Annotated in this window: 20 protein-coding genes; 10 read left to right on the forward strand and 10 right to left on the reverse strand. The window is 62.5% G+C overall.

Annotation, left to right across the window (positions count from 1 at the left end):
• Positions 1-44 precede the first annotated feature (44 nt).
• On the reverse strand, positions 45-578 hold the full coding sequence (locus E4M07_RS01160) for a cytochrome b/b6 domain-containing protein (RefSeq protein ID WP_136656453.1): 534 nt from the start codon (positions 576-578) through the stop codon (positions 45-47).
• A gap of 144 nt (positions 579-722) precedes the next feature.
• Here E4M07_RS01160 and E4M07_RS01165 point away from each other — a divergent pair, with 144 nt between their 5' ends.
• The gene (locus tag E4M07_RS01165; RefSeq protein WP_136656454.1) at positions 723-1592 is read left to right on the forward strand and encodes a LysR family transcriptional regulator; all 870 of its coding nucleotides are present in this window, start codon (positions 723-725) and stop codon (positions 1590-1592) included.
• A gap of 205 nt (positions 1593-1797) precedes the next feature.
• On the opposite strand, the gene E4M07_RS01175 is transcribed toward E4M07_RS01165, so the two are convergent.
• From E4M07_RS01175 to E4M07_RS01200, 6 genes are all read right to left on the reverse strand, one after another.
• Positions 1798-2799, reverse strand: a complete 1002-nt coding sequence (locus E4M07_RS01175) for a HAMP domain-containing sensor histidine kinase (RefSeq protein WP_136656455.1) — start codon at positions 2797-2799, stop codon at positions 1798-1800.
• Positions 2796-3512: a response regulator transcription factor gene (locus tag E4M07_RS01180; RefSeq protein WP_136656456.1), complete on the reverse strand. Its 717-nt coding sequence runs from the start codon at positions 3510-3512 to the stop codon at positions 2796-2798. Before E4M07_RS01180 ends, E4M07_RS01175 begins: the two co-directional genes overlap by 4 nt.
• On the reverse strand, positions 3487-5115 hold the full coding sequence (locus tag E4M07_RS01185) for a DUF4173 domain-containing protein (protein ID WP_169054048.1): 1629 nt from the start codon (positions 5113-5115) through the stop codon (positions 3487-3489). The genes E4M07_RS01180 and E4M07_RS01185 overlap by 26 nt, the downstream gene beginning before the upstream one ends.
• A gap of 366 nt (positions 5116-5481) precedes the next feature.
• Complete coding sequence (locus E4M07_RS01190; protein WP_136656458.1) at positions 5482-6837, reverse strand: MmgE/PrpD family protein; 1356 nt, start codon at positions 6835-6837, stop codon at positions 5482-5484.
• The gene (locus tag E4M07_RS01195; protein WP_206057149.1) at positions 6827-7243 is read right to left on the reverse strand and encodes a nuclear transport factor 2 family protein; all 417 of its coding nucleotides are present in this window, start codon (positions 7241-7243) and stop codon (positions 6827-6829) included. The genes E4M07_RS01190 and E4M07_RS01195 overlap by 11 nt, the downstream gene beginning before the upstream one ends.
• A 163-nt stretch (positions 7244-7406) precedes the next feature.
• The gene (locus E4M07_RS01200; RefSeq protein ID WP_136656459.1) at positions 7407-8246 is read right to left on the reverse strand and encodes an SDR family NAD(P)-dependent oxidoreductase; all 840 of its coding nucleotides are present in this window, start codon (positions 8244-8246) and stop codon (positions 7407-7409) included.
• A 249-nt stretch (positions 8247-8495) separates the two neighbouring features.
• Between E4M07_RS01200 and E4M07_RS01205 the strand changes: the two genes are divergently transcribed.
• Complete coding sequence (locus tag E4M07_RS01205; protein WP_136656460.1) at positions 8496-9557, forward strand: AraC family transcriptional regulator; 1062 nt, start codon at positions 8496-8498, stop codon at positions 9555-9557.
• A 45-nt stretch (positions 9558-9602) separates the two neighbouring features.
• Positions 9603-10004: a hypothetical protein gene (locus E4M07_RS01210; RefSeq protein WP_136656461.1), complete on the forward strand. Its 402-nt coding sequence runs from the start codon at positions 9603-9605 to the stop codon at positions 10002-10004.
• Positions 10005-10098: 94 nt separating this feature from the next.
• Here the strand turns inward: E4M07_RS01210 and E4M07_RS01215 are convergent, their stop codons facing one another.
• Positions 10099-10464 (reverse strand): DUF4440 domain-containing protein, encoded by a 366-nt coding sequence (locus tag E4M07_RS01215; RefSeq protein WP_136656462.1) that lies wholly within the window; start codon positions 10462-10464, stop codon positions 10099-10101.
• A gap of 375 nt (positions 10465-10839) precedes the next feature.
• Here E4M07_RS01215 and E4M07_RS01220 point away from each other — a divergent pair, with 375 nt between their 5' ends.
• From E4M07_RS01220 to cobM, 7 genes are read left to right on the forward strand one after another with little or no spacing between them, the layout of a single operon-like run.
• Positions 10840-11073: a DUF6732 family protein gene (locus E4M07_RS01220; RefSeq protein WP_136656463.1), complete on the forward strand. Its 234-nt coding sequence runs from the start codon at positions 10840-10842 to the stop codon at positions 11071-11073.
• The gene (locus E4M07_RS01225) at positions 11070-12179 is read left to right on the forward strand and encodes a sirohydrochlorin chelatase (RefSeq protein WP_136656464.1); all 1110 of its coding nucleotides are present in this window, start codon (positions 11070-11072) and stop codon (positions 12177-12179) included. Before E4M07_RS01220 ends, E4M07_RS01225 begins: the two co-directional genes overlap by 4 nt.
• Position 12180: 1 nt before the next feature.
• Positions 12181-12819, forward strand: coding sequence for a precorrin-8X methylmutase (locus E4M07_RS01230; RefSeq protein ID WP_136656465.1), 639 nt, complete (start codon positions 12181-12183; stop codon positions 12817-12819).
• Positions 12816-14078 carry a precorrin-6y C5,15-methyltransferase (decarboxylating) subunit CbiE gene (cbiE, locus tag E4M07_RS01235; RefSeq protein WP_136656466.1) on the forward strand — a complete coding sequence of 421 codons (1263 nt, stop codon included), beginning with the start codon at positions 12816-12818 and terminating at the stop codon, positions 14076-14078. Before E4M07_RS01230 ends, cbiE begins: the two co-directional genes overlap by 4 nt.
• Positions 14075-14827 carry a precorrin-2 C(20)-methyltransferase gene (gene cobI, locus E4M07_RS01240; RefSeq protein ID WP_136656467.1) on the forward strand — a complete coding sequence of 251 codons (753 nt, stop codon included), beginning with the start codon at positions 14075-14077 and terminating at the stop codon, positions 14825-14827. Before cbiE ends, cobI begins: the two co-directional genes overlap by 4 nt.
• Positions 14824-16668 carry a precorrin-3B C(17)-methyltransferase gene (cobJ, locus tag E4M07_RS01245; protein WP_136656468.1) on the forward strand — a complete coding sequence of 615 codons (1845 nt, stop codon included), beginning with the start codon at positions 14824-14826 and terminating at the stop codon, positions 16666-16668. Before cobI ends, cobJ begins: the two co-directional genes overlap by 4 nt.
• The gene (gene cobM / locus E4M07_RS01250; RefSeq protein WP_136656469.1) at positions 16665-17447 is read left to right on the forward strand and encodes a precorrin-4 C(11)-methyltransferase; all 783 of its coding nucleotides are present in this window, start codon (positions 16665-16667) and stop codon (positions 17445-17447) included. Before cobJ ends, cobM begins: the two co-directional genes overlap by 4 nt.
• Here the strand turns inward: cobM and E4M07_RS01255 are convergent.
• The gene (locus E4M07_RS01255; RefSeq protein WP_136656470.1) at positions 17444-18184 is read right to left on the reverse strand and encodes a cobalt-precorrin-6A reductase; all 741 of its coding nucleotides are present in this window, start codon (positions 18182-18184) and stop codon (positions 17444-17446) included. The two genes, cobM and E4M07_RS01255, sit on opposite strands and share 4 nt — an antisense overlap.
• On the reverse strand, positions 18168-19265 hold the full coding sequence (locus E4M07_RS01260; RefSeq protein WP_136656471.1) for a cobalt-precorrin-5B (C(1))-methyltransferase: 1098 nt from the start codon (positions 19263-19265) through the stop codon (positions 18168-18170). Before E4M07_RS01260 ends, E4M07_RS01255 begins: the two co-directional genes overlap by 17 nt.
• Positions 19266-19324 lie beyond the last annotated feature (59 nt).

Below are 19324 nucleotides of genomic sequence, written 5' to 3' on the forward strand. Positions count from 1 at the left end.
GCGAGTTCGAAGACTCCGGTTGGAATCTCTCGGATAGCTTGCGCTCATTCAACCTTTCGCCCAAACCACATACGGCCCATCAAGCGGTCCTGGCGCACGAACTGGTGGTAGGCCCACCCCAACACGTGTAGAGCGATCAATAGCAACAAAAGCGTGGCTACAATCCCGTGCGCTGTACGCGCAGCTATGTCATTGAAACTGGCAGGCAAAGCCGCGTCTGAACCACCGAATGCGATGGCGAAAACATCCGCAGAAAAGGCAATCCCCAGGCCGCTGGCTACCATCGCAAAAACCAGCACATACAGTGCCGCATGCGCAACCTGCGTTCCAAAGTTGAGCGTGGGATGTCCGGTGTCCGCAAGAGGCGGCTTGCGTGTAAACACACGGATCGCAAGACGAGCCAACATCAGCCCGCCAATGCACAGGCCCCATATCATGTGCCCGGTGAGCGCGGTGATCTTTTGCGGATCAGAGTTCTTCATGTCCGCGAGCATCGGTCCGCCAACAATCAACGAAATGAGGATCATGATCGCGACAAGCCAATGAAGCACTACAAGCAAAGGGTGATATCTGTTCATCGAACGTTTCCTTGTGAAGCCGACACGCGAGCAACGCTCCCTTTGTCCGCGGTCTATTTCGATGCGATTTAACAGATGGCCATTCGGTCAAGAATATAACAAAATAGAATGTGCTGTTACAAATGTGGAACACATGGCAACGATATGAGATCATTTGATTGGGAGCTACTGCCATATTTTCTTGCTGTCGCCCGGACGGGCAGCTTGCGCGCCGCGGCAAGCACGATCAACGCAAGCTATGGAACCGTAAACCGAAACATCCAGGCGCTAGAAGCCAGCTACGGCGTCCGCCTGTTTCACCGCTCCAAACGCGGGTTCGCTCTCACCGAGTTCGGAGAGGCTTTGCTGCCTGTTGTTGAGGATGCCGAACAAACTATTCTGGCCGCGCGCAAAAAGGTGGAAGGGCTGGACAGGAGCGAGTCGGGTACAATCCGCTTCTCGCTTTCTCCGACACTCGCCTATGACTTTGTCGCGCCAATTATAGGGCGCTTTCATGAAAAGTACCCGAAGATCGACATCGAATTTCACCTAACGTCGGAAGTTGAATCCATCACCAACGACGAAACCGACGTCTCGCTTCGCGCTGCTGAGAGCGTCGTAGATGATGTTGTTGCACGAAAGCTCTTCAGGCTGATTTTGGGTGTCTATGCGAGTGAGACCTACGTTCAAAACGTATTCCCGAACTCAGGCCGTCAGGGCGAAGGGTTGAGTTGGATTGGATTAGCTGACGAAAACTGGCGCCCACCGCCGATGTTCCAGATGGCCCAAATGCGGCACAGGGTGAGCGACGGTTATATGCGTGCTTGCCTGTTGAACCAGCATTGCGGGATGTCGCCTATGCCAACCATATTCGAGAGTTCATTTCCAAACCTTCGCCGCGTGCCGGGTACAGATTTGTCAAAAGGTCCATGGCTATGGATCTTGCTGCATTCTGATCTTCAAAAGACAGTACGGGTTCGCAGATTTGTCGACTTTCTGGCAGAGGAACTGCTCTCTTTGAAGCGTGCACTGTAGTTTACAATCGATGGCATTCTGGAACGCTCATCAATCTCGCAAAGTCGAGCTTTGCCGCAACGCAGTGGCGGACACTCGCTGCGGCGCAGCGAAAGCCTGCTCTTTGTATGAACTTCCGCGTCATTTCGCCGACCTGGCGACCGAGATGGTCAAGCATCCGTTTCGCTCCGGCGTCAAGGCACTGGTGGGGATCGAATTTTAGAGCCTATGCGCTGTCCGAAAACCGTATCCGGAACGTGACCGGATCCGGCGAATGCAGCGTGATCGTGCTGTTGGCCGAGGCGAGCAGGGCAATGGCGATTGCCAGTCCGAGGCCGGTTCCGCCCTCCTGCCGCCGCGTCGAGAAGAACGGCGTGAAGAGCTTCTCCCGCGCTTCCTCTGACACCGGCTCGCCATTGTTGACAAGGTCCAGCACGTCGTCTTGCGGCATGCGCATTGTCAGTGCTGTCGCTCCGTGCCGCAGCGCATTGTCGGCAATGTGGTGCATGACGATCGCCGCGCTTTCGGGCGAAAGCGGAATGGCCGCGCCTTCAGGCGCTTCGACCGACACCGCGAGCTTGGCGAAATCCGAAGACAGCTTTTCGGCAAGCGCCGCCAACTCCGCACGCCCATCGCCGGTCGCAAGATCCGCCCGGGCGAGATCGCGCATCCGGTTGGCGAGTGCCGACAGTTGTTCGGCATCGCTGATGATGTTTTCGAGGAACTGTTGCCGTTTCGGCGCCTCCATTGCGGCGGCATCGTCCCGCATCAGTTCGGCCGCTCCGCGTACGGAGGTGAGGGGAGACTTCAACTCATGCGCAAAGTGCGCGGAGAGCGTTTCAAGATACCGCGAGCGTTTCTGGAGACGCCTGACGAGAACAGAAAAGTCTTCCGCAAGCTGCGCAACCTCGCGGGTGCCGTAGGGCGCGTCCGTGTCGAAGGTGCTGTGGCCCCTGGCGACGGAATCGGTGGCCTGGGCAAGGATCTTCAACGGACGGGAAAGACCGCGCCAGAAAACATAGGTGGCCGCCGCCGTCGCGACGGCGACAACAATCAGCGCCAAGGCGATCTTGCCCCAGTTCGCGACGAGACTGGCGATCAGTTCGTCCGGCTGTTTCATCACGGCGACGACAACAGCCATCGCAAAGGTCGGCATCACAAAGAGCAACGCGACGAAGCCCGTGACGATGAGGGCAAGCGGCGGGCGCCATTTCTGCCGGACGCTCATGGGTCCTCTTGCGGCGATGCAATGGTGCAGGCGCCGAGACGGAAACCCAGCCGCGGCACGGTTTCGATGACATCGCTGCAGCCGGCGGCGGCAAATTTCGATCGCAGATTGCGGATGTGGCTGTCGATCGTCCGGTCCGACACATGGATGTTGCCGTCATAGGCGAATTCGATGATCCGACCACGGCTGAACACCGTGCCGGGACGTTTCAGCAATACCTGCAGGATCGACATTTCCAGCGCCGTCAGGGAAAGCCGGTCCCCGTTGCAGGTCGCCTCGGCCCGGTCGGAGTCAAGGCAAACGACGCCGTGGGACAGGGCGCTCCCGCGTGCCTCCTGCTTCGGCCCGCTCCTTCGCAGGATGGTCGAGACGCGCGCCGTCAGTTCGCGCGGGCTGAAGGGCTTCGTCACGTAGTCGTCGGCGCCCATTTCGAGGCCGACGATACGGTCGACCTCCTCGTCGAGCGCCGAAAGAAACAAGATGGGCAGGTCGCTGAAACGGTCCTCTGAGCGCAGCAGGCGGCACACTTCCAGCCCGTCCCGCTTCGGCAGGCCGACATCGAGGACGATCAGATCGGGATTGCCGCTGCGCGCCATCATGAGCGCCTCGTCGCCGTCGCCGGCGCGGGACACTAGGTGCCCCGCACGTTCCAGCGCGAAGGCCACGACATCGATTATGTGGGGATCGTCATCGACGACCAGAATGAGGGCCATGTTCCACCGTGTCGTTCAAAACAGCGCCGGCGTTGCCGTCCGCATCGGCAACCGGCAATAGTGGCGTCACCTTTCTCAATATGCGCGCTCCTCGCCAACTCCACGAATGCCAATCGGACTGGCTGCGTTCCAGAGCTTTGTACCGGCATCGAAAACAGTCTCCCAGACGGGTTGTCCACAGATCAACATGTTTGTTGTCATCGATGAAGGTTGCGATGGCGATCAGGGCGCCGTCGCCCAGTTGGCACAGATAGTCAATATCCACCGATGATAGCAGGGCATCGAGCGAGCGCGCATCTTCGGATGCGAATTTGGCGCGTTCCACATTCTTGCGGGCGATGTAACCGTCAAGATTGAGCGCGCCGCACGCAAATGCGACGGCGGTCAGGACGAGAAGGCACCGGCGCGTCAGCCAACGATTGGACTTATTTCGGGCGATGCGCAGGATCACCAGCACCAGCCCGGATCCGATGAGACCCATGCCGATGAAGGTGTAGAGCCGCAGCCGTGTGAGGCCGTAGACATCGACGTAAAGATCGAGCCTCGCGGCCGCCGACGCCAGCAATAAAATGGTCTGGAGCACCCAAAGAACGATCAGCGGGACGACGAGGTCGCCGGACGATTTTCTGGCGTCGTCCTTCAGGAGGGCGAGGATGATGGCCGCGGCGAGCAGGGTGGCCGCCAGCAGCGGGAAGGCGCCGGCCTTGGCGAATTCGGCATAGGTCTTGCCTTCGGGAAGCAATGTGCCGGAGCCGGCGCCCAGAAGGAAGCCCGGCCAAAGGTTCGTCATGTCGTTCAGGGTCTGCAGGAAAAAGACCGCGTTGAAGAGGATCAGCACCGCGGCCCGGTTGTTTGCGAAAACCGGTCTCGCTTGCCGGGTGCGGCTTTTGACGGCGCGCCACCGCCCATCCTGACGTTTCATCTCTATCGTCAGCAACGGCCAGAGGAGAAGCCCGGTCGCCAGCCACAAGAGCACGGTCGAAATGTCCGGCAGCGCGATCCACCTCAAGGGATCGAGATAGGCAAGCGAGACCGCAAGCCACGGGTTGGCCGGCAGGAACAGCCACAGGAAGACAGCCACGAGCAGAACCGGCATGATCCATTGCCGGATGCCGTGTCTGCGGGTTTTCAGGCCGCCGAACCAGGTTCCGGCGAGGAAAAGGCCGGATGCGATCTCGCGAACGGCAAGGATCGGCCCCGCCAGGTAGCGGTAGAGGAAAACACCGGCCTTCCGCCAGTCCTCATCCAGCAACCTGTCGGCGCGGCCCAGGGCGAACAGGCCAAGGAAAACGATTGCCAGTAATATCGTCAGGAAATCGGCGGATTCCACGATGAGCAGAATGCCCGCCAGCGCTGCGCAGCCCCACAGAAGCGCGTTCCGGTTCCTGTATTTCACCGCGACCACGACGGAAAGGGCCGTCATGAAAACAGCCAGACCGGCACCGATTTCCTGATGAAACACGGTGAGTTGCGCAATGGCCAGAAGGCCGACCAGTTGCAGGAGCCAGACGCCGGTCCGGGCGTCGACAGGCCTCGGTTTGCGCCGTGCCGTCCCCTGATGCGGGACATCCATTCGGCTTGAAACGGAAGGATGGTCTGTCATTTTTTTGACGAGTCCCGCTGCCGTTGAATCGATGGACCAGCGACCGGCGTCGAACGTTCCGAAATGAGCCACCAGCCGTCCCGCCGCAGGCGATCGGGCAAAGGAGCCGTGTTGGTCACAACGTGAAGGGGCGGGTTGGTTTGGCGAACCGGGTGCGATCCGGGAAAACGGATGATCTCTGCTGACATGGTCATCCCCATGGCGGTTAATCGGAACTGCCGAGGCTAGGAAAACACCGTGCAGGCAACCGGACGCGCCTGTGCAGGCCATCAGGATTGTTGTGCAGAAGCTGTGCAGTCTTCGTCGCGCGCCGCGGGAATCGCGTTCAGGGGCCGGTTTCGCTCCCGGCCCTATCCCTGGTCGGCGTCAGATCCGGCGCCGTTTCAATGGCGAAACGAGATCGTTTATGTCCGGCAACTCTTCGAGCCGCGTGATCCGGTCGATGACGTTTGATGCCTCGTCGTCCTTTGCGAAGAAGAAATACGTGCGGAGCTTGTCCTCGATTTCCGCATCGCTTAGCGGATCGGCCGGATCGCCGCGCGGGCAGTCGCGGGAGGCTGTTTCCTTTGTTCCGTCGGCGCGCGTGACGGTGATGCTGCAGGCCGATTTGGCCGGAAACGCGGCGGTCATGGACGCATCCTCGGCGACGGTGACCTTGGCCATGAGATCGTTCAGGGTCGGATCGCCGGAATAGGGCGGGTCGAAATCCTGATAGGCGATCGAACCCTTGGCCAATACGGCCGCCACGCAGTAGGGCAGCGAATGGGTCCGCCCGGCGCGACTGTCCGGCTTCCATGCGGTTTCGCCGGCGGCGATATTGACACACATCTCATAGGTGCCGACGTCGATCTTTTCGATCGATGCCGGATCGCCGATCTTCGGCGCAAGCTCGAGGGCGACGTCGATCGGGGTCTGGCAGAACACCAGAGCGGGCCAGCGTTTAAACACGACCGAACCGAGGTCGGGCGTCAGATCGAACATCTTTTCCGAATGGGGGAAGAAGCGGTTCACGCCGGCCGTTCCCTGGTAAATCTCGTAGGGCCCTTCAATGCCGGCCTTTGCCATCTTGGCCGCAAACAGTCCGCGCAGGGCGCAGGACGCGTAGGTGCAGTGCTTCCAGTCCGTCACCCGGTCACGGGCCGACTGGTTGGTATCGAGCCCCAGGCCGCCGGCTATGCGCTGGGCGTTGGTCAGTTGCTCGGGTTCGAGATCGAGCGCGCAGCCGATGATGAGCGTCGTATAGAAGATCGCCGCGGCGTCGTGATCGTACTCGACCGATTCCGGGAAATAGTAGTCGGAGAAGAGACCCGCCAGCATATATGCCAAGTGGGTCAGCCCAAGCACATCGCGGCCGGATTTGCCCAGCCAGTCGGCGAGCGACAGGATCAGGGACACATTGTCCGAAGGGTGGGCGACACCCATGTTGTTCGGCGAAAAATAGGTGTTGAGCAGATCGCTGCGCCGGCCGAGGATTGCGTTCAGGAAGATCGCGTCGGCATGGGTTCCCGTCTTACCGGTTCCCCAGACATCCACACCGCTGGTGACCGGGGCGATGTCGATCATGCGGTCGAACTTGCCGACCATCTCGGTGTCATACAATGATCCGCAAATGCCTGCGTAGGAATCCAGAATGTTGCGTTTCAGGATGTGGGCGGTATCGGTGTCGACCTGCGCCTTGAATGTGTCGACGGCGAATTGGGACAGTTTTTCTTCAATGAGCATCTTCGTCGGCCCTCACCAGATTGAGGTAAATGAATACCTCGACGAATTTTCCGTTCTTGAGGGTGTAGAATGCTGCACAGTGGCCCCAGAAAACGTCCCCCGCCTTGCGGTGTCCGAGATAGTCGGTGTCTTTGAAACACCGCCACTCAATGTCGAGCTGGACGGCAACCTTGTCTTCGACGGAGAGGAAATTCTTCAGGTGCAAGAGCTCGTGGATGCCGTCGTGGCCGGAATTCTTCCCCGAATTCCAGAAACCGACCAGCTGGTCCTTTCCTCTGAAGGTGCCCTTGAAAGGATGAATGAACACAGCGTCTGGATCGTAGAACCTGTCAAAGAACGCACTCTTGTCGGGGGCGTTGTTGAACTCGTTTTCGTATGCTTCGAACTGGTCTTGCGTGAATATCATTTTTCGTTATCCGTTAGGTCTATATAAAGGTCGAGCGGTTGGCTCGGGTCTATCGTAGATAATCCTTGGATGCTATGGGTTGATGACGTAATTGAGGCGAAGTGCGATCAGAAGTTGAGCCGTGTGGGCACGTGTTGGCAAACAGTCGGCAATTTCCGTTCGTCTACCGATCGCCGTCGATGAAGGCCGCGTAGGCCTCCGCGTAGTCCGGATGCCAGCGGCTCAGCGCCGGGCGGTTCTCGATCATGTCGCCCATGGCCCAGGCGATGCGCTTTTCGTCGAGCGCGCGGGGGACGTCATTGTCGGGGCAAATGATGTAGAAATCGCCGCGGGCCATGCTCTCGACGAAGAAATCGGCGGTCTGCCCGGCGGTCCAGGCGGCCGGCGGCTTCTCGGCAAGCCCGATCATGCCGGTATGGACGAAACCGGGGATCAAGAGGTGGGCGCTGATCCGGCAGTCATCGGTGTTGCGAAGTTCGTGCGCGAGCGCCTCGGTAAAGGCCTTCAGCGCCGCCTTTGAAACGTTGTAGGCCGGGTTGCCGGGCGGCGTGGTGATGCCCTGCTTGGAGCCTGTATTGACGATGGCGCCCGGCCTGCCGCGCGCGATCATGCGCGGCGCGAAAACCTGCGTGCCGTGAACGGCGCCCCAAAGGTTGACATCCAGCGTCGATTGCCAGGCATCGAGCGGGCCGAGGCAGGACGAGCGCATGCCGATGCCGGCATTGTTCATCAGGATGTCCGTGCCGCCGAAGCGGGTCGCAACCTCGCTTTCGAGCGCTTCGACCTCTGCCCTGTCGGAGATGTCGGTTGCGGCCGTCATGACGTCTGCGGCACCGGCGGAACGCAGGGCGCTTTCCGCTTCAGCGAGCTTGTCCTCGGCGCGGTCAACGATCACCAGCCTCATGCCCATGCCGGCGAAGTTCGTCGCCGAAGCCAGGCCGATCCCCGACGCCCCGCCGGTAACGACGGCGACCGATTCGGAATTGAACGCGGGGTGGGTCATGAAGCATCCTCCTGTTTGGCAGTTAAACTAGCGGGTGGAGAGGGAAGGGCAAACGGGGAGTCCCGGCCGGGAACTCTTTGGCCGTCAATCGTTGGGGCTTTGCCGTCCGACAATCTTGGACTGTCACTGGTTTGGGGACTTGTCCAATCGACGGTGTTCGCTAGCATCATCGCCGGCCAAGTGCCTTTTGCACCTGGTACAGGAGCAATAAAATCCATTCTGTTTGGCTCACAGTCGCTATGGTGGGTTATGACCACTCCAACCGCATCCAGCTATCTCGTGGCGCATCTTGTCGCGACGCTGAAAATGCTGGGTATTGATGCCACTCCGGCGCTGCACTCCGCGGGTATAGATAAAGTCGTGCTGAGCGATCCCGACACTCGGTTGCCCATCACAACCGTTTTTCGCTTCTGGTGTGCGGTTGAGGACATGACAGGGGATCCGCTGATTGGTCTGAAGACCGCAGCAAATGTCGAGGCGGGATATCCCGTATTCAGGCACCTGTTGTCTAACAGCCCGACACTCTCGGTGGCTTATGAACGCTGGAGCCGCTTTTACCGTCTGATATCAGGCGCCGCTGAAATTCGTTTGGTGCGGGATGCTGACACGCCGATGCTTGTCTGTGAGCCGGCGACGCCCCATGCGCTGCCCGCGCTTGGCGAAGATTGGACGGTTGGTCAATGGCTGACGCTAGGAAGGCGGCTCACGGGACGGGACTGGCGACCAAAGGCGCTCTGGCTGAAACACACCGACTTTGGTGCGGCTGCAGCCTATCGCAAATGGTTCGCAGCGCCGGTGACATTTGGTGCAGATTCCGCGGCAATGGCACTCCCGGCAGAGATTCTCGAGTTCGAAATCCCGGGCGCTGATGCAACCTTGCTGGATGTCCTTGATCGGCATGTCGGCGACATGATCGCTCACATGCCCGCGGCCCGGAGCACGGCGTCTGTTCTTCGCGGCCTTCTGGCCAAACGTCTTGCCGAAGGACGGACTACTCATGCCGGTGTGGCTTCGGAACTCGGCATGAGCGAACGCACATTGCAGCGCCGCCTCAACCTGGAAGGAACGACGTTTCGGACAGTGTTTACCGAAGTGCGGCGTGATATTGCCGAGGCGACGCTCTCTGATCCCGACATCTCGCTTGGCGAAACGGCATTTCTACTCGGATTTTCCGAACCGAGCGCTTTTCATCGGGCGTTCAAGCGCTGGACCGGCCAAACCCCGGCAGCCTACCGGGCGAAACACTCGGCAGTGCTTTTGGCGGGAGCTGTCAATGATCTGACGGCTCCGGTCAATGATCGGGGCGACTGACGTTCCTAAATTGACTTCATCGATCTCGAACCGATGGAGAACGCAATGATCGCATTCATCCCCGCAATCATTTTCTGGCTGATAGCGATATGCTATCTCAATGGTGCAATAATCCACGCCGCGAATATTCTCGGATTTTCCGGCTATGCCTGGCTCGACGCACCGCTGAAATGGCAGGTGCTGGACGTTTTCTACCTGATCCTCAACCTGACCGTGGTGATCGGCTTGCTGATGGGTTGGCGTGCCGGCCTCATTGCCTTTTTTGCCGCCGCAACAACCCAGCTTCTTCTCTACACAGCTTTACGCGGTTGGATCCTCGACGTGCCCGCGCATTTCCTGAAGGCCGGCGCTGACGGTTCTCTGAACGGCCTTCTTGTCTTTCATGCAGTAACGGTGATGCTGGTCTTCCTGGCGCTGTGGCTCAAATCCGCTCCCGCAACCGCGTGAGGTGCCATTGTTGTTCAGAGCCTTGGTTGGGTCTGGCCGGGACCGACGAGATACTGTCCGCGATTTCCTCGGCGGTCCGCGCCCTAGCCTTGCATCAGGGCACGTCGCTGTTGAAAATGGAGACGCTGACCTTCCAGGAGCCGTCCGGCTGCCGTTTCAGGATGTTCACGAATTTACCCTGCTCGGGCGGGTCGGCGTCGGCAATCGCGTAGGTTCCGATTTGGTAAGCCAGATCACCCTCGACACCGTAGCCCACCAACTCATTCGTGTGTGTGCCGCCGGTGTTCTGCCTCATCCGGTCCCGGTAGGTTTCGACGAAGGCCTCTCTTCCGCGGACCATCGGCTGGTCGGGAGGCAACAGTGTCACGTCTTCGGTAAAGAAGGCAGCACATCCCGCTGCATCGCCCCGGTTGAACGCTTCGTTGTAGGCGGCGTCAGAGTCTTCCAGAAATTCTTTCATGCCCACGGTTTTCTCCTTCCGTCAAAAAACGTGCAGTCGCATCATCGAATTTACCGGGTTCGATAATGATCAGTTATCGGTGGAAGCGAAGTACAATCACTCGGTATTTCCCGCCCGATCCGGCAAGCCATTGCATGTCCTGTCGACACCATGTCGCGAATGGCGCGCGATCCGCCGCGATTGTGTTTGACGCCACAAACCGCTTTGCCTACAAACAGTCCTGCGTGTGACGGCGCCCGATTCCAGCGGGCTGAGAGAAATTCCGGTGCGGCCGACCCAAACAGGGGGTCAATTCCGGAGCTGTCCAGACCGGACCGGCGGGTTTCGGCCCTCCGCGGCGTTTCGTGCACGACAAATGCCAGCGGGGTGATCCGGATGACACGACTATTGTGTGCTTCAGCAGTTTTCCTTTCTTCGGCCGGCGCGGTCCACGCGCATATAGGCCATGTCGGCGAACTGGCCGGCCACGCCCACTGGGTGGGCATTGCCGCGGCGCTGGGCGCCGCCGCGCTCGCGGCACTGGCGGCAAAAGCCGGCAAGAAAGAACCCGAGGAAGAGCAGCCGGACGCCGAGGAAGCGAGCGGCGAGCCCGAGAGCACACAGGCATGAGCGCGCGCGAAAAGCTCGGCATCATGGTCTGCGGCCACGGCAGCCGCAACCAGAACGCGGCGCGCGAATTCGCCAAGGTCGCGGAGGGGCTGAAGAAACGCTATCCGGAGACGCCCGTCGAATACGGCTATCTGGAATTCTGCAATCCGGTAATCCATTCCGGCCTCGACCGGCTGCGCGACCAGGGCGTGACCCGCGTGCTCGCGGTGCCGGGCATGCTTTTCGCCGCTGGACACGCCAAGAACGATATCCCGTCGGTCCTCAACACCTATCAGGCACAGAATTCCGGCATGCGCATCGAGTACGGCCGCGAACTGGGCGTTGACCTGAAGATGATCCGCGCTGCGGGCGCCCGCATCCAGGAAGCGATCGATGCCGCGAATGCGGAAAATGGCGACGTGCCGCCGCACGAAACGCTGCTTATGGTGGTCGGCCGCGGTGCGTCCGACCCGGATGCCAACTCGAATGTCTCGAAGGTCACCCGCATGCTCTGGGAGGGCATGGGTTTCGGCTGGGCCGAGACCTGCTATTCGGGCGTTACGTTCCCGCTGGTCGAGCCGGGTCTGCGCCATGCGGTCAGGCTCGGATACCGCCGCATTGTCGTTTTTCCCTATTTCCTGTTCACCGGCGTGCTCGTCAAACGCATCTACAGCTACACGGACCAGGTCGCGGCCGATTTCCCGGATACCCAGTTCGTCAAGGCCGGTTATCTGAACGACCACGACCTGGTGCTCGATACGTTCCAGGACCGGGTCGAGGAGACCCGTGCCGGCCAGGCGCTGATGAACTGCCAGATGTGCAAGTACCGCGAGCAGGTGCTTGGTTTCGAGGCCGAGGTCGGTCTCGCCCAGGAAAGCCACCACCACCACGTCGAAGGCATCGGCGGCGGGCTGGAGAACTGCCCCTGCGAAGGCGACTGCGATGCCTCCTGCCGCAACGAGGCGTTCTGCCGGGAACACGGTCTGCCGTGGACGCCGCTGCACGATCACAGCCACGATCATCACCATCATCATGGCGATGATCACCACCACCATGATCATCATCATCACCCGTATCCGCATGCGGATCATCCGCACGGACCGGTGTCGATGAAGAAGCCGCAATGAGATGGCAGCGGCTCCAGACTATATCCGCGATCCGGCGGAGATCTATCGCCTGAGTTTCGAGGCAATCCGGCGCGAGGTGGATTTATCGCGTTATTCCAATGGATTGGAAGAGGTTGCTGTGAGGCTGATTCATGCCTGCGGCATGGTCGATATTGTCAACGACCTTGTCATGAGCGCTGACGCGTCCGAGGCCGGGAAGGCGGCTTTGCGCCGGGGACGGCCGATCGTCTGCGACGTCGAAATGGTGCGCAACGGCATCATCCGGCGCCTGTTGCCTGACGGTTTGCCTGTGCTGTGCGGCCTTGCCGACGCAAGGACGGAGGGCCTTGCGAAAGAGCTTGGGACAACGCGCTCGGCAGCGGCGTTCGAGACACTGAAGCAGGACATGGCCGGCGGCATCGTTGCGGTCGGCAATGCGCCCACGGCGCTGTTTCACCTGCTTGAGATGCTGGAACAGGGTGCCGCGCCGCCGGCGCTGATCGTCGGCATTCCCGTCGGTTTCGTCGGTGCCGAGGAGTCGAAGGACGCGCTGATGGACAACAATCTCGGTATTCCCTTTGTCACGGTGCGCGGCCGGCGCGGCGGCAGCGCCATGGCGGCGGCGGTGGTCAACGCGATCGCAGGAGGACTTGGCGCATGAGCAGCGGAACGGAACGGGCCTGGCTGACCATTCTCGGGATCGGCGACGACGGTGTGAACTCGCTGACGCCTCCGGCACTCGCCTTGATGAAGTCAGCCAGGACGCTGGTGGCACCGCAGCGGGTGCTGGACCACCTCGACCTGCCGCGGCTTGGCCTGGACAATTGTGAAATCGTGCCCTGGACGATGGGGGTCGGACCGACACTGGATTTCCTGGAGGAGCGGCGCGGAACACCGGTGACGATCCTGGCGACCGGCGATCCGATGTTTTTCGGTATCGGCGCGACGATGCGGCGAAGGGTCGGTGCGGACGAGATGCTGGTCATCCCGTCGCCTTCCGGCTTTTCCCTCGCGGCGGCGCGCATGGGCTGGGGCCTCTCTGATGTCGCCTGCATTTCGCTGCACGGGCGGGCCGTTGCAGGCCTGCAGCCGCACATCCTGCCCGGCAACCGCGTCCTGTCCCTGACATCCGTCGGCCGGACGGTCCACGAGGCCGCGGAACTGCTGGTGTCGCGCGGCTATGGCGGCTCCGTCCTGACCGTTCTCGAACACATGGGCGGGGAGACTGAGCGGACGGTCGTGACGACTGCCGACGAGGTCGGTGCATTTGACTCCGAAACAGAGCGCTTCGCCGATTTCAACGTGCTGGCGATCGAATGCGTCGCCAGTGAAGGCGCGGCGGTGCTGCCGCCCGTGCCGGGCCTGCCTGACGATGCGTTCGTGCATGACGGCCAGCTGACGAAACGCGAGGTGCGCGCCGTCACGCTCTCGGCGCTGCAACCGTGCCCACAGGCGGTCCTGTGGGACATTGGTGCCGGCTGCGGTTCCGTCTCTATCGAATGGATGCGTGCCGCCCAGGGTGCCAGGGCTGTGGCCATCGAGGCCGAGTCGGAGCGCCGCGCGATGATCGCCGAGAACGCGACCCGGCTCGGAACGCCAAGGCTGAAGATCGTCTGGGGACGCGCGCCAGCGGAAATCGCCGATCTCGATGCGCCGGATGCCGTCTTCATCGGCGGCGGGCTGGCGGACAAGGGCGTGTTCGAAGCCTGCTGGCAGGCGCTGAAGCCGGGCGGGCGCCTGGTCGCCAATACGGTGACCCTCGAAAACGAAGCGCGTCTGACGGCGCTGCACGCCGAATTCGGCGGCAGCCTCACGCGCATCGCGGTCTCGCGGGCACAGGAGATCGGCAGCTACCGCGGCTGGAAGCCGTTCATGCCGGTGACCCAGTGGGCGGTCCGCAAACCTTGGGGGCAGGCATGACGGGCACGCTCTACGGGCTCGGGGTCGGGCCCGGCGATCCGGAGCTGTTGACGCTGAAGGCGCACCGCATATTGCGCGACTGCCCGGTGGTCGCCTATCCGGCGCCCGACACCGGCCAGAGCTTCGCCCGGTCGATCGCGGCCCGGTACTTGCGTGCCGGCCAGAAGGAGTATCCGATCGTCGTGCCGATGCGCATCGAGCGTTTCCCGGCACGGGACATCTACGACACGGCGGCGCGCGATCTGTCCCGCATTCTCGAAGAGGGGCGGGACGTGGCCGTCCTTTGCGAGGGCGACCCGTTCTTCTACGGCTCCTTCATGTATCTCTACGAGCGGCTCGCCGGGCGGTTCGACTGCGAGATCGTGCCGGGCGTCTCCTCCGTCATGGCTGGCGCCGCGGCGCTGGGACGGCCGCTCGCGGCCCGCAACGATGTCCTGACCGTGATCCCGGGTCCCTTGCCCGATGCGCAGATTTCGGAGCGACTGGGGTCGGCCGATGCCGTTGCCATTATCAAGATCGGGCGGCATTTCGGGCGCATCAAGGCTCTGCTCGAACGGGAGGGGCTGAGCGGGAACGCCGGCTACCTGGAACGCATCTCGCTGGCGCAGGAGCGCATCCTGCCTCTGGACGAGGCGGAGGGCTCTGCGCCCTATTTTTCGATGATCCTCGTCTACAAGGGCGCGGAAAACTGGGTCTCCAGCCTGCCGGTCGAAGCCAGCCGTTTTGCAGCGGAGGAGGGTGCGCGATGAAGCCGGCCATCGTCCTTCTGAATGAAGCCGCGCTGCCGACCGCCCGAAAAGTGGCCGACGCGATCGACGGCAAGATCCACGGCGCCCGGATGCGTGTCGAAAATGCCGACATCCGGTTCGAAAGCGCTCCGGAGCACATCGCGGCACTTTTCGGGGCCGGGCGGCCGATCGTCGGCCTGATGGCGAGCGGCGCTTTGATCCGCCTTCTCGCGCCGTATCTTGCCGACAAGCATGCGGAGCCGCCGGTGCTTGCGGTCTCCGAGGACGGGCTAAGCGTTGTGCCGCTGCTGGGCGGGCATCACGGTGCCAACGAATTGGCGAGGCGCATCGCCGGGGTTCTCGGCGGGCACGCCGCGATCACGACGGCGGGTGATCTGCGCTTCGGCGTGGCACTCGATGCCCCGCCCGACGGCTACACGCTCGTCAATCCCGAGACGGCAAAACCGGTCATGGCTGCCCTTGTCGCCGGTGAAGCGGCCAGGCTCAACGGCACAGCCGCCTGGATAGAACGCTCCGGCATCCCGCTGGCCGGTGACGGCGCCGTGACCTTGACGGTCACCGACCGGACGCGCGCGCCGGGTGACGGTGAACTGGTCTATGCCCCGAAGACGCTGTGTCTCGGGATCGGCTGCGAACGGGGGACGGACCCAAATGAAGCCATCGACCTTACCGAATCCGTGCTTTGCGAAGCCGGTCTCGCTTCGCAGGCGATTGCCGGCGTGTTCTCCATCGACCTGAAGGCCGACGAAGCGGCGGTCCACGCGGTTGCCCGCCATTTCGGTGTGCCGGCGCGGTTTTTCGAAGCCGCGACGCTGGAAGCCGAGGCCGATCGGCTGGAAAACCCGTCCGAGGTGGTGTTCGCCGAGGTCGGATGTCACGGGGTGGCGGAAGGCGCCGCGCTGGCAGCGGCCGGCCGCCAGGGCCGTCTCGCGGTTGCAAAGCGCAAGACGCGCCGCGCCACCTGCGCCATCGCACGTGCTGAGGGTCCCGTCGATGCGCAGCGGACCGGCAGGGCGCGCGGCACGCTCTTCGTCGTCGGCATCGGGCCGGGCAGTGACGCCTGGCGCTCGCCGGAGGTCTCGGAACTGGTAGCGCGGTCGACGGATCTCGTCGGCTATTCGCTCTATCTCGATCTGCTCGGGCCCCTGGCGCGCGGCAAGACCCGCCACGATTTCGATCTCGGCAGGGAAGAGGCGCGGGTGCGCCATGCCATGGAACTCGCCGGCGAAGGCCGGACGGTCTCGCTGGTGTGTTCTGGCGACGCCGGCATTTACGCCATGGCGACACTGGCCTTCGAACTGCTCGACAAGGGCGGGGCCACCGACGACGATGAGGGGGGGCTCAGTGACGCTGCACGGCGCATCGAACTGGCCGTTTCGCCGGGTATTTCTGCGCTGCAGGCCGCCGCCGCCCGTGCCGGCGCGCCGCTGGGGCATGATTTCTGCACGATCTCGCTGTCGGACCTTCTGACGCCCTGGCCTGATATCCAGCGCCGCATCCGGGCGGCGGGCGAGGGCGACTTCGTCATCGCCTTCTACAACCCGGTGTCGAAACGCCGCCGCAAACAGCTTGCCTATGCGCGCGACGCGCTCCTGGAGCAGCGCCCCTCCGACACGCCGGTGGTGCTGGCAACCAATCTCGGCCGGGAGGGTGAGGCGGTGCGCATCGTTCCGCTCGGTGAACTGCAGGTCGATGATGTCGACATGCTGACGGTCGTCATCGTCGGCTCATCGCAAAGCCGGACTGTTCGGACCGGGGACGGAAGCACCTGGGTCTATACGCCGCGCGGCTACGCGGCAAAGGCCGGAAGTGTCATTGGCGGCAAGGAGGCGGCGGAATGACGGTTTATTTCATCGGCGCGGGGCCGGGTGCCCCCGACCTCATAACGGTTCGTGGCCTGCGGCTTGTCGAGCGCTGTCCGGTCTGCCTCTACGCCGGATCGCTGGTGCCCCCGGAAATCGTTGCCGCGGCGCCGAAGGATGCGCAGGTTGTGGACACCGCGCCGATGCATCTGGACATGATCATCGCGAAGATCGAGAAAGCCCACCGCGAAGGCAAGGACGTCGCGCGGGTGCACTCGGGCGATCCTTCCATCTATGGCGCTATCGCAGAGCAGATGCGACGCCTCGACGCCCTCGGGATCGACTACGAGGTCGTGCCGGGCGTTCCCGCGTTCGCCGGCGTTGCCGCGAAACTCAAGACGGAACTGACGCTGCCGGAGATCGCCCAGACGGTGATCCTGACCCGCACCGGCATGAAGGCGTCGTCCATGCCCGAGGGCGAGCAGCTCGAAATCCTCGGCCGGTCCGGCGCGACGCTGGCCATCCACCTGTCGATCCGCAATCTCGACTATGTGCGGGACGCGCTGGTTCCGCATTACGGCGAGGACTGCCCGGTGGTGGTCGCCTATCGCGCCACCTGGCCGGACGAGCTTTACCTGCGGACGACGCTGACCGAGATGAAAACGGTGGTCCGCAAGGCCAAATTGACACGCACGGCACTGATCATGGTCGGGCCGGTGCTCGGCGATGTGCAGTACCGGGATTCGGCCCTCTACGATGCCGGATTTGCCCATGTGCTGCGCAATGCCGGCAAGAAGAAGAACCGCGCGGAGGCCTAGGTGATGGCAGCCACGAGCGCATCGACGGTGGCGAAGGACCGGCTCCCGGGCGGGACGGGGCGCTCGATCATGATGACCGGAAGGGCCAGATCACGGGCGGCCAGCAGCTTTGCGTATGCGCCGTCGCCGCCGGAATTGCGGCAAACGATGTGGGTGACGCCATGTTCGCGCAGCAGCGCGGCTTCTTTCGCCGGATCGAGGTGGGGTTTGCCGATCACCAGATCGTATGACCGGAAGGGCAACGCCGTTTCCGGCCGGTCGACCATGCGCAGGATGAAATGGACGTCCGAGCGGACAGCGAATCCGTCTATGTGCTGGCGACCCAGCGCCAGGAAGGCGCGCGCCGCGGCAGGGATGGCATCACATGCCTCGTCAAGCGAGGCGACCGGGCGCCAGTTATCGCCATCGGCCGCTTTCCAGGACGGGCGCTGCAGGGCGACGACCGGGACATTGGCTTTTGCCGCTGCCGCGACGGCGTTGTGCGAAATGACAGCCGCGAAGGGGTGCGTGGCATCGACGAGCAGGTCGAAGCCCTCCCGGTCCAGAAAATCAGCCAGCCCCGCGACGCCGCCGAAACCGCCGATCCGCAGTTCCCCGGATGGCCTTTCGGGCGCCGCGGTCCGCCCGGCAAGGGATGTGACGACGCGCGATACGCCCAGCTCCGTCAGCCGGGCGGCGAGCGCCGCAGCCTCCCGCGTTCCGCCGAGGATCAGGACCGTTTCAGGGATACCGAGCAAGGATGTTTCCCTTCCTGTCGGTGACGATGACGTCAACGGCAATTTCGGCGCCGCGCAGCACTTCGGTGGCCTTCTCGCAAGCAAAACGCGCGACGGGCTGTGCAAGGTCAATCTTATTTTCACGCGTTATTTCAAGGGCTTCGAGCGCCGTGTTTGCAGAAAGAATCCGCTTCCTGAGGCCGTCGTGATCTTCGGGCACCAGGTTGGCGAGGAACTCCATGTCGACCTGGCTGCGGCTGGAATGCAGGTCCATGGCTCCCTGCGCGAGCTTGGTGAGTTTTGCGAAGCCGCCGGCAATCGTCAGCCGCTCGACCGGGTGCCGGCGCAGATATTTCAAAAGCCCGCCGGCGAAGTCGCCCATGTCGAGCAGGGCGATTTCAGGCAAATCGTAGATCTTCTGCGCGGCGGCCTCGGATGTCGATCCGGTGGCGCCGAGAACATGGGTGAGACCGGCGGCCCGCGCGACGTCGATCCCGCGGTGGATGGAGTGGATCCAGGCGGAGCAGGAGAAGGGCTGGACAATCCCGGTTGTGCCCAGGATGGAAAGTCCGCCGAGAATGCCGAGCCGCGGGTTCCACGTCTTCTCGGCAAGGTCCTCTCCGCCGGGAACCGAGATGGTGATCTGGAGATCGGCTGGCAGGTCATGGGCGGCGCATATTTCATAGGCGACATCCTGCATCATCTGTCGCGGGACCGGGTTGATCGCCGGCTCGCCGACTTCAAGCGGGAGGCCCGGCAGGGTGACGGTGCCGACACCGCCGCCGGCCGCGAAACGGATGCCGGAACCGGGCGGCAGCGGGCGGACGCTGGAAATGACGGTGGCGCCGTGGGTCACATCCGGGTCGTCGCCGGCGTCCTTGACGATGCCGGCGGATGCGTAGCCGTCGCCGAGAGACTCGAAGGCCAGAGGAAAGGCGGGCTCCTGGCCCTTCGGCAGCACGATGGAAACCGGATCGGGAAACTCGCCGGTGATCAGCGCGGTGAGCGCCGCCTTCGTGGCCGCCGTCGCGCAGGCGCCCGTCGTCCAGCCGCGGCGCAAAGGTGCGGATTGAGTTTCGGATTCGGCGGGCGTCTCACTCATGCAGCGGTTATAGACGGTTTGCCGGCCGTGGCGAATCATTTGAGCGCCGCCTCGCGGTC

Origin of the sequence: Nitratireductor sp. XY-223, assembly GCF_004959855.1 — a bacterium.
GTDB lineage: Bacteria > Pseudomonadota > Alphaproteobacteria > Rhizobiales > Rhizobiaceae > Hoeflea_A.

What these genes read in the sequence shown, in the direction of transcription:
- E4M07_RS01160 (WP_136656453.1), bottom strand. Translation starts at nt 578, where the DNA reads ATGAACAGATATCACCCTTTGCTTGTAGTGCTTCATTGGCTTGTCGCG.
- E4M07_RS01165 (WP_136656454.1), top strand. Translation starts at nt 723, where the DNA reads ATGAGATCATTTGATTGGGAGCTACTGCCATATTTTCTTGCTGTCGCC.
- E4M07_RS01175 (WP_136656455.1), bottom strand. Translation starts at nt 2,799, where the DNA reads ATGAGCGTCCGGCAGAAATGGCGCCCGCCGCTTGCCCTCATCGTCACG.
- E4M07_RS01180 (WP_136656456.1), bottom strand. Translation starts at nt 3,512, where the DNA reads ATGGCCCTCATTCTGGTCGTCGATGACGATCCCCACATAATCGATGTC.
- E4M07_RS01185 (WP_169054048.1), bottom strand. Translation starts at nt 5,115, where the DNA reads ATGACAGACCATCCTTCCGTTTCAAGCCGAATGGATGTCCCGCATCAG.
- E4M07_RS01190 (WP_136656458.1), bottom strand. Translation starts at nt 6,837, where the DNA reads ATGCTCATTGAAGAAAAACTGTCCCAATTCGCCGTCGACACATTCAAG.
- E4M07_RS01195 (WP_206057149.1), bottom strand. Translation starts at nt 7,243, where the DNA reads ATGATATTCACGCAAGACCAGTTCGAAGCATACGAAAACGAGTTCAAC.
- E4M07_RS01200 (WP_136656459.1), bottom strand. Translation starts at nt 8,246, where the DNA reads ATGACCCACCCCGCGTTCAATTCCGAATCGGTCGCCGTCGTTACCGGC.
- E4M07_RS01205 (WP_136656460.1), top strand. Translation starts at nt 8,496, where the DNA reads ATGACCACTCCAACCGCATCCAGCTATCTCGTGGCGCATCTTGTCGCG.
- E4M07_RS01210 (WP_136656461.1), top strand. Translation starts at nt 9,603, where the DNA reads ATGATCGCATTCATCCCCGCAATCATTTTCTGGCTGATAGCGATATGC.
- E4M07_RS01215 (WP_136656462.1), bottom strand. Translation starts at nt 10,464, where the DNA reads ATGAAAGAATTTCTGGAAGACTCTGACGCCGCCTACAACGAAGCGTTC.
- E4M07_RS01220 (WP_136656463.1), top strand. Translation starts at nt 10,840, where the DNA reads ATGACACGACTATTGTGTGCTTCAGCAGTTTTCCTTTCTTCGGCCGGC.
- E4M07_RS01225 (WP_136656464.1), top strand. Translation starts at nt 11,070, where the DNA reads ATGAGCGCGCGCGAAAAGCTCGGCATCATGGTCTGCGGCCACGGCAGC.
- E4M07_RS01230 (WP_136656465.1), top strand. Translation starts at nt 12,181, where the DNA reads ATGGCAGCGGCTCCAGACTATATCCGCGATCCGGCGGAGATCTATCGC.
- cbiE (WP_136656466.1), top strand. Translation starts at nt 12,816, where the DNA reads ATGAGCAGCGGAACGGAACGGGCCTGGCTGACCATTCTCGGGATCGGC.
- cobI (WP_136656467.1), top strand. Translation starts at nt 14,075, where the DNA reads ATGACGGGCACGCTCTACGGGCTCGGGGTCGGGCCCGGCGATCCGGAG.
- cobJ (WP_136656468.1), top strand. Translation starts at nt 14,824, where the DNA reads ATGAAGCCGGCCATCGTCCTTCTGAATGAAGCCGCGCTGCCGACCGCC.
- cobM (WP_136656469.1), top strand. Translation starts at nt 16,665, where the DNA reads ATGACGGTTTATTTCATCGGCGCGGGGCCGGGTGCCCCCGACCTCATA.
- E4M07_RS01260 (WP_136656471.1), bottom strand. Translation starts at nt 19,265, where the DNA reads ATGAGTGAGACGCCCGCCGAATCCGAAACTCAATCCGCACCTTTGCGC.